This is a genomic window from Brevibacillus sp. FIR094 (assembly GCF_050477165.1).
GTDB lineage: Bacteria > Bacillota > Bacilli > Brevibacillales > Brevibacillaceae > Brevibacillus.
This window is the reverse complement of sequence record NZ_JBEAES010000041.1, coordinates 40152-46957: the sequence shown is the minus strand read 5'-3', so window position 1 is coordinate 46957 and position 6806 is coordinate 40152. Positions and strand designations below refer to the sequence as shown.

Annotated in this window: 8 protein-coding genes and 1 pseudogene; 5 read left to right on the top strand and 4 right to left on the bottom strand. The window is 48.5% G+C overall.

From position 1 onward, the window contains the following. Positions 1-871, top strand: a pseudogene (locus tag ACQ5DJ_RS25945) (collagen-like protein); the annotation flags it as partial. Between the two features lie 205 nt (positions 872-1076). Here ACQ5DJ_RS25945 and ACQ5DJ_RS25940 read toward each other — a convergent pair. Both ACQ5DJ_RS25940 and ACQ5DJ_RS25935 read right to left on the bottom strand, forming a co-directional pair. Then, a complete protein-coding gene (locus ACQ5DJ_RS25940) occupies positions 1077-1628 on the bottom strand; it encodes a dihydrofolate reductase family protein (RefSeq protein WP_429844957.1) in 552 nt (183 codons plus the stop codon). A 186-nt stretch (positions 1629-1814) separates the two neighbouring features. Continuing rightward, positions 1815-2825: an alpha/beta fold hydrolase gene (locus ACQ5DJ_RS25935; protein ID WP_429844956.1), complete on the bottom strand. Its 1011-nt coding sequence runs from the start codon at positions 2823-2825 to the stop codon at positions 1815-1817. Positions 2826-2917: 92 nt separating this feature from the next. Here ACQ5DJ_RS25935 and ACQ5DJ_RS25930 point away from each other — a divergent pair, with 92 nt between their 5' ends. From ACQ5DJ_RS25930 to ACQ5DJ_RS25915, 4 genes are all read left to right on the top strand, one after another. Next, positions 2918-3721 carry a MerR family transcriptional regulator gene (locus ACQ5DJ_RS25930; protein ID WP_429844954.1) on the top strand — a complete coding sequence of 268 codons (804 nt, stop codon included), beginning with the start codon at positions 2918-2920 and terminating at the stop codon, positions 3719-3721. A 136-nt stretch (positions 3722-3857) separates the two neighbouring features. Beyond that, a complete protein-coding gene (locus ACQ5DJ_RS25925) occupies positions 3858-4637 on the top strand; it encodes a cyclase family protein (protein WP_429844953.1) in 780 nt (259 codons plus the stop codon). 4 nt (positions 4638-4641) lie between these two features. Beyond that, complete coding sequence (locus ACQ5DJ_RS25920; protein WP_429844952.1) at positions 4642-5037, top strand: hypothetical protein; 396 nt, start codon at positions 4642-4644, stop codon at positions 5035-5037. A gap of 20 nt (positions 5038-5057) precedes the next feature. Continuing rightward, positions 5058-5300, top strand: a complete 243-nt coding sequence (locus tag ACQ5DJ_RS25915; RefSeq protein ID WP_429844951.1) for a hypothetical protein — start codon at positions 5058-5060, stop codon at positions 5298-5300. 1 nt (position 5301) lies between these two features. Here the strand turns inward: ACQ5DJ_RS25915 and ACQ5DJ_RS25910 are convergent, their stop codons facing one another. Both ACQ5DJ_RS25910 and ACQ5DJ_RS25905 read right to left on the bottom strand, forming a co-directional pair. After that, positions 5302-5601 carry an Ada metal-binding domain-containing protein gene (locus tag ACQ5DJ_RS25910; protein WP_429844950.1) on the bottom strand — a complete coding sequence of 100 codons (300 nt, stop codon included), beginning with the start codon at positions 5599-5601 and terminating at the stop codon, positions 5302-5304. Positions 5602-5686: 85 nt separating this feature from the next. Continuing rightward, positions 5687-6805 (bottom strand): deoxyribonuclease IV, encoded by a 1119-nt coding sequence (locus ACQ5DJ_RS25905; RefSeq protein ID WP_429844949.1) that lies wholly within the window; start codon positions 6803-6805, stop codon positions 5687-5689. Between the last annotated feature and the right edge of the window lies 1 nt (position 6806).

Below are 6806 nucleotides of genomic sequence, written 5' to 3'. Positions count from 1 at the left end.
GGCCACGGGTCAAACCGGGGCAACCGGGGTAACCGGAACTACTGGGGTCACGGGTCAAACCGGAGAAACAGGGATAGCTGGAGCTACTGGGGCCACGGGTCAAACCGGAGAAACGGGGATAACTGGAGTTACAGGAGCTACGGGTCAAATAGGAGGAACGGGGACAGCTGGAGTTACAGGAGCTACAGGTCAAACAGGAGAAACGGGGACAGCAGGAGCGACTGGCCCGACGGGAGCCACGGGAACGGCAGGAACAGCGGGAGCGACTGGTCCAACGGGAGCCACGGGAACAGCAGGAACAGCGGGAGTGATCGGCCCAACTGGAGCTACGGGAACGGCAGGAACAGCGGGAGCGACCGGCCCAACGGGAGCTACAGGAACACCGGGAACAGCAGGAGCGACAGGCCCAACTGGAGCCACGGGAACAGCAGGAACAGCAGGAGCGACAGGCCCAACTGGAGCCACAGGCCCAACCGGAGCTTTCCAACAATTTCACGTATCTCAGAACACTCCAAACACGGTAGGAAGTTCGGCAATCCCGTTGACTACTGTTGCCACAACACTTAAAACGATCACAATGACAGGAGTGTCAGCTGGCAACACGGTTTGGTTAACGGGGATCGTCGGCTGGGAATCTACCGCGGGGACTACGAGTATTCAGCTGCAAATTTTACGTGGGGCTACGACCATCTTTAGTATCAATCACCATTCAGCTGGAAATAGCACCTTTGAAGCAACGAGTGTGAACCACGTTGATTTAACACCTGGGACGGGGAACGTCACGTATTCATTAGTCGCACTAACGAATGACGGGACTGCTAATGCTATCGGTGCTATCACTTTAACGGGAGCTTTACTAGCTACCACATAACACTGATAACGTGCGGGTTTCGTACACATTGACGGGGTACAATGGGGAAGGCAAGAAGGTACTTTATTGAAGGCATGGGCAAAGGGAGCTTACTTGGAAAAATAGAGTATGTAGAAGCTGCGGAAGTACCGAAAAATATACCGTTGTAATTTCATAAGAGAAACGGGCCCGAATGATGCGGTCCCGTTTTTCTTGTGAAGCGAGTTTATATATAAACAATGTTGTAAGTAGGTTTCGTTACGCCGTTCGCGTACTGTTTCATGTCCACTAACTCGAGTTTGAGGCGTGGCTTCGCACTTCCAAATAGAGGGACACCTTCACCGACCATCACCGGATTCACTTTCAGCACTAATTGATCAATCAGTTGATGTGCCAGTAACGCTCCTGCCAATTCACCGCCCCCACATAGCCACAGCTTGCTGTTTTCTTGCTGCTTGAGATTCTTGATAAATTCGATGGCATCGCCTTTGACCAGCTCGACCTCTGCATTGGATTCAAACTGCATGGAGTTTGAGAAAATATAATGCTTGATTCCCTTATAACCTGGTTCGCCCGGCTTGGCACCGAATTTAAATCCAAACTCGTAGGTTTTGGCGCCCATCAGCACAGCATCATATTCCTGAATTTCAGATAAAAAGTCCGGTACATGTTCTCCCTCAAATAAAAAGAGAGTGTTTTCAATATTTCCATCTATGATCCCTTGATCGGCAATGAAATTGTCTAGCGATACAGCAACATGATAAATTAATGAGGCCATTTGGAAATCCCTCCTTTTTTCTCCATTTCATTTTATGTGAAACGATCTAGGGCTTGCACGCATTTTGTTTGAGCAACATTTTTTCGTAATCGATATTGAGGGCCAGCAGGTTGCTGATCTGGTTGGTCACTCCTTACGAAAAAAAAGGAAGGGGCACCTTTATAGGTGTCCCTCTACTTCGCATTTTCAGTTTGTCCGCAACAGTTCTTTTAAGGTGTTATCAATAAACGCGGTATCGGCAGGGTTAAGCCCAAACCCGGCCAAGTGTCCCCAGATCGATTCAATCGGCTTAAAAGTAGCGTTAGGGATGTGCTTCGTCTCATATTCACTGTCTTCTGGCGTGAAATACAAATCAGTCCGTACAGGCATCACAACCGTTCGTGCCTGGATGCTTCGCAACGCCGCCTCAAAGTCTCCATTGTACTTATCATTTTGGCTAATGTCGGCATGCTGCCACGTCCACATCATCGCTAGCAAATCGTTTGCATCCGACGGAACAAAGCTCTCCTCCCAAAATCCCGAGATAAATTCGGAAAGTGTCTCATAGCCCAAAGCTTTATAGCATGCCTCGCGGTAAAATGACTGTGAAAATCCCCAACTCGCATAAACACGCCCTAAGGTACGCAAGCCAACCTCGGGAGATGCTGTATACTGCCCATTATTCCAAGCTACATCGGCCTGCAAGGCAGCTCGGATGCCTTCGATTAAGACGATGTTATGCGGCCATGTTTTTGCGGTTCCGGCAAAAGGAGCCAATCGTTCGACCATATCTGGATAGCTCGCCGCCCAATGAAAAGCCTGGATGGCCCCCATCGACCAGCCGGTTGCCAGCGCAATTTTTTTGATGCCGAACCTCTCCGTAATGAGTCGATGCTGAAGTACGACATTATCGTAGATCGTTACGTGTGGAAAATTCGCCTGATCATACGGGTTTGCCGTGTTGCTCGGAGAGGACGATAGCCCGTTGCCGAGCATGTTGGGAATGATGATAAAATATTGATTCGGATTCAAAGCCTTATCTTCCCCAATGAGCCATTCGTTTTGGTAATGCTGGTCTCCAAACGATGTAGGAAATATAATGACGTTATCCTTGGCTGCGTTGAGCGTGCCATACGTTTTATAAGCAATATATGCATGTGGTAGGGTCACTCCTGACTGCAAGCGAACCTCTCCCAAGTGAAAAATGTCGTAATCCATCTCGTATTGCCCCTTTGTAAGCATGATTTTTTTCCACTATAAACGTTCCCGTACAGGGTAAAGTCAAGGGAATGATAGATTGGGGGTTTTCCATGTTTAAGATCAGTGAATTTTCCCGATTGAGCAGAGTATCCTTAAAGACGCTTCGCTTTTATGATCAAATTGGCATTTTGAAGCCAGCGGATATCGACAAAGAGACTGGCTATCGGTTTTATGCAGCAGAGCAATTGGTTACGCTCAATCGAATCCTCATGTACAAGGACTTGGGATTTACGTTGCAACAAATTCAGCAATTGCTTCATGAAGAGATGTCCATGGAACAAGTGCACAGCATATTCAGGCAAAAAGAAAGGGAAATGGAGCAGCTACTTGAGGAGGAGCAAGCACGATTGAATCGAATCAAGGAGCGTCTGCTATCGATCGAGCAAAAGCGGTACGTAGAACAAGAGGTTGTCTTTAAACGAATCGAAGCCCAAAAAGTGGTCTCGTTCCGTGCGGAAGGTACGGTGGAAGAGATTCCGATATTTTTTGATCGACTGGCTCAATATGCTGGCAAGCAGAAGAGAGGAATGCTTTCTCCCATCGTTTTGTGGAGGGAGTCGGAGAGAGACGAGGCGGCATTCGAATTGGAGATCGGCTATGTGCTCAAACAGGACATTCCCTTGCCATCCGATATGCTGAAAATACGTATGCTTCCAGAGGAGCCGATGATGGCCACCCTGGTCCAACGTGTAGAGCCATTCGTTCCTTCTACGGCCTGTGTTGACTTGGCAAAATGGATAGAGCGCAATCAATACCGGATCAAAAAGGATCAGCCAGGCAGAGAAACCTATCTGCAATCCCCGGATGGGGGCGATACGTATGTAGAAGTACAAATTCCAATTGAATCTCCATAAAAAGGCCAGTACCTGTATAGACAACGAGGTACTGGCCTTTTGCTTGTGTTCATTTGACGCTGGTGGAAGGCAGGTAGTACAGTAATGTTGAACGAAAATACAGAAAATTACAAAGGGGAAAGAAGGGAATCCTGCTATGAATAGAAAAGCACGTCGGTTCATTGATCTGAGTGTGCCTCTTGATCGTCTGGCAAAAGAACCGTTTCCACCTGAGATTCAATACAATAGTCATGAAGAAGGGGCTGTCCAAGCTGCGCAGTATTTTGGACTGCAGCCAACGGATTTTCCCGAACAGAAGGCTTGGGCGAGTGAAACGGTGACACTCACGACACATACAGGAACACATGTAGATGCACCTTGGCATTACTGGCCTACCTCAGAGGGAGAGCCAGCAAGAACGATAGATCAATTACCGTTGGAGTGGTTCTACGGAGATGGTGTCCTGCTTGATTTTAGTGAGAAGCCGTCTGGCTACGAAATCACGGTGAATGATGTCAAACAGAAGCTCGCCCAAATCCAGTACGAACTGAAACCGTTCGATATTGTCCTGATCAGGACGGATGCGGATAAAAGATACTATGAAGAGCACTATTTTCAATCACATGCAGGAGTATCCGCCGAAGCAACACATTGGCTGATTGATCAAGGAATTAAGGTCATGGGAACCGATGGGTGGGGATGGGATATCCCGTTTTCCGTTCAAGCGGCTGATTATAAACAAAATCCACGCGATGGTGTTTTATGGGCGGCTCACTATGTGGGAAAAGAGAAAGAGTATTGCCAAATTGAAAAGCTGGCGAACTTGGAGCAATTGCCGAGGCCCTACGGGTTTACCGTTTCTGTGTTTCCTGTAAAAGTGAAAGGAGCGAGCGCGGGATGGGCGCGTCCTGTTGCGATTTTTGAGGAAGAGGAGTAGTTGCATGGACATGAACAAGAGAGCGAAAGTTCTGTTTCTCCTATTCTTCTTGGGCTTTTGTTTCATCATGATCGCGTATGTTTCTCTGATCTGGTATCCTGCATTACCATTCGAATCCAAGTCCAAAAGAGAAGTGACGGAGCTGTTGGGCGAAAACACGGGAACCATCGTCAAATTGACGACGGAGGAAAACGTCGATTGGTATGGGTATGGGCCGCAAGCGAATCAAGCTTCAGCGGCAGAAGCGATGAAACGAGCAGTGACAGAAAAAGGCTGGACCTTTATCCAGCAAGAAGGGGCCGGATACTTTTTTGAACGGGGGAAAGAGAAGATGATTATCACGTCACAAATGTGGACGGGTAACTATGTACTCTTTCGAATCCCAGCAGGTGTTCTATAGAGAGACCAGGAGGCTGGCAAATGAACCGGATTGATAAAAGAAATCGTTTAGACGAAGATCCCTTTCACTATCGGATCGCAAAAGATCAGACGGTATTCATTGACTATCAAGGGAAGCTGGTAAAAACGTTAAAGGGGAAGGAAGCGGAAAGATTTCTGGAAAAGTTACATGCAGCTGAAGATGACAAGACAGTACAATTGCATCTGGCGAAAATCACAGGGAATTTCAAGCGAGGAAATGAACGGAATGGCAGAGCGCATTGATCTACGCACGCATCGTTTTCCACAACAAATATTTTTCTCGTAAACAAACAGCACAAGGCCGATACCCCGCAGCAATAGCGGTAGCTTCATCCGCAAAAAATACACGATGGCGCACATAACCGCCTCGCGTAATGGCTCTGATGGCAGAGGGACAATCCAGCCGGCCATATATCTTGTGTGGCTGGTACCCTCCTAATGTACCTGGAGTATTACTTTGATAAAAAGAGCGATCAGCTCCGAGCAGGGTGTATGTTTTGGTAGAGTCAGCATCTTGAGGTGCTGGCTTTTTTGGCGTAGGCATATGGCTCCCCCCCTTTATTGGTACGTGTGTCGGATTCACTCCAACAGGAGGAAGCCATGGTCAGCCTACATCAAGTGCTTTTACATTACGAGAATTTTGGAATCGCGAAGTAGGCAGCCAAGCGGTGATTGATCTGCTCTTCGGTGAGCTCTGGGAACAATCTCGCTTCCTTCACAAGATCGTACAGACGCTCCATCGGCTCGCGGCCATCGGCTTTCTTTGCCTTCGCGTCGTTTTTGAGCAGCTCCCAAATCCCAATCACATACTCACGTCTGGTGATATCTTGTTTGCGGAAAAAGAAATCGATTCGCTCTACATGGTCCATGAATTCGTTACCGAAACGCTTGTCCACTTCCCCGCGCAGGAGGGCGATTTCTGCTTCGTACATCGGACGCTCGTTGCCTTTATCCTTGCTGATCCAAGGTGTCTCCAGTACAAGCGGCAGGTGGCGGATTTTCTCATGGTTCACGATGTAATTCATCGCATCAAAGCCGATGAGTCCCGCACCGATTGGCGCGTGGCGGTCTTTGCCAGCCCCGCGGAAGTTTTTGCTGTCATTCAAGTGAACGACGGCGAGACGATCCAAGCCGATTGTCCGGTCAAACTGTTCCAAGACGCCATCGAAGTCGTTGACAATATCGTAGCCAGCATCGTGAATGTGGCAAGTATCCATGCAGACGGTCAGCCTGCTGTTGTCTTCTACTTTCTCGATGATGGCCGCGAGTTCCTCAAAGCTGCGACCGATTTCCGTCCCTTTGCCCGCCATCGTCTCCAACGCGATGTTCACGTTGGTGTCTTTGACGCCTGTCAGAACTTCATTCAAGCCTTCTGCAATTCGGGCGATGCCGTATTCTGCGTCTTTGTCTGTGTATGCGCCAGGGTGCAGCACGATATTTTTGACGCCAATGTAGTCGGTCCGGCGAATCTCTTCTTGCAGAAAGCGGACAGCGAGCTCATAGGTATCGTCCTTGTAAGAGCCCAAGTTAATAATGTACGGGGCATGTACTACAATTTCATCCACGCCCTGCTTGGCCATTACTTCTTTGCCTTCCGTAATGTACTGGTCCTCGATCGGCTTACGGCGGGTGTTTTGCGGTGCACCCGTGTAGATCATGAAGGTACTCGAGCCGTAAGTGACTGCTTCTTCAGCGGCATTCAGCAGTCCTTTACCGGAGAATGATACGTGCGAACCTATTTTTAGCATA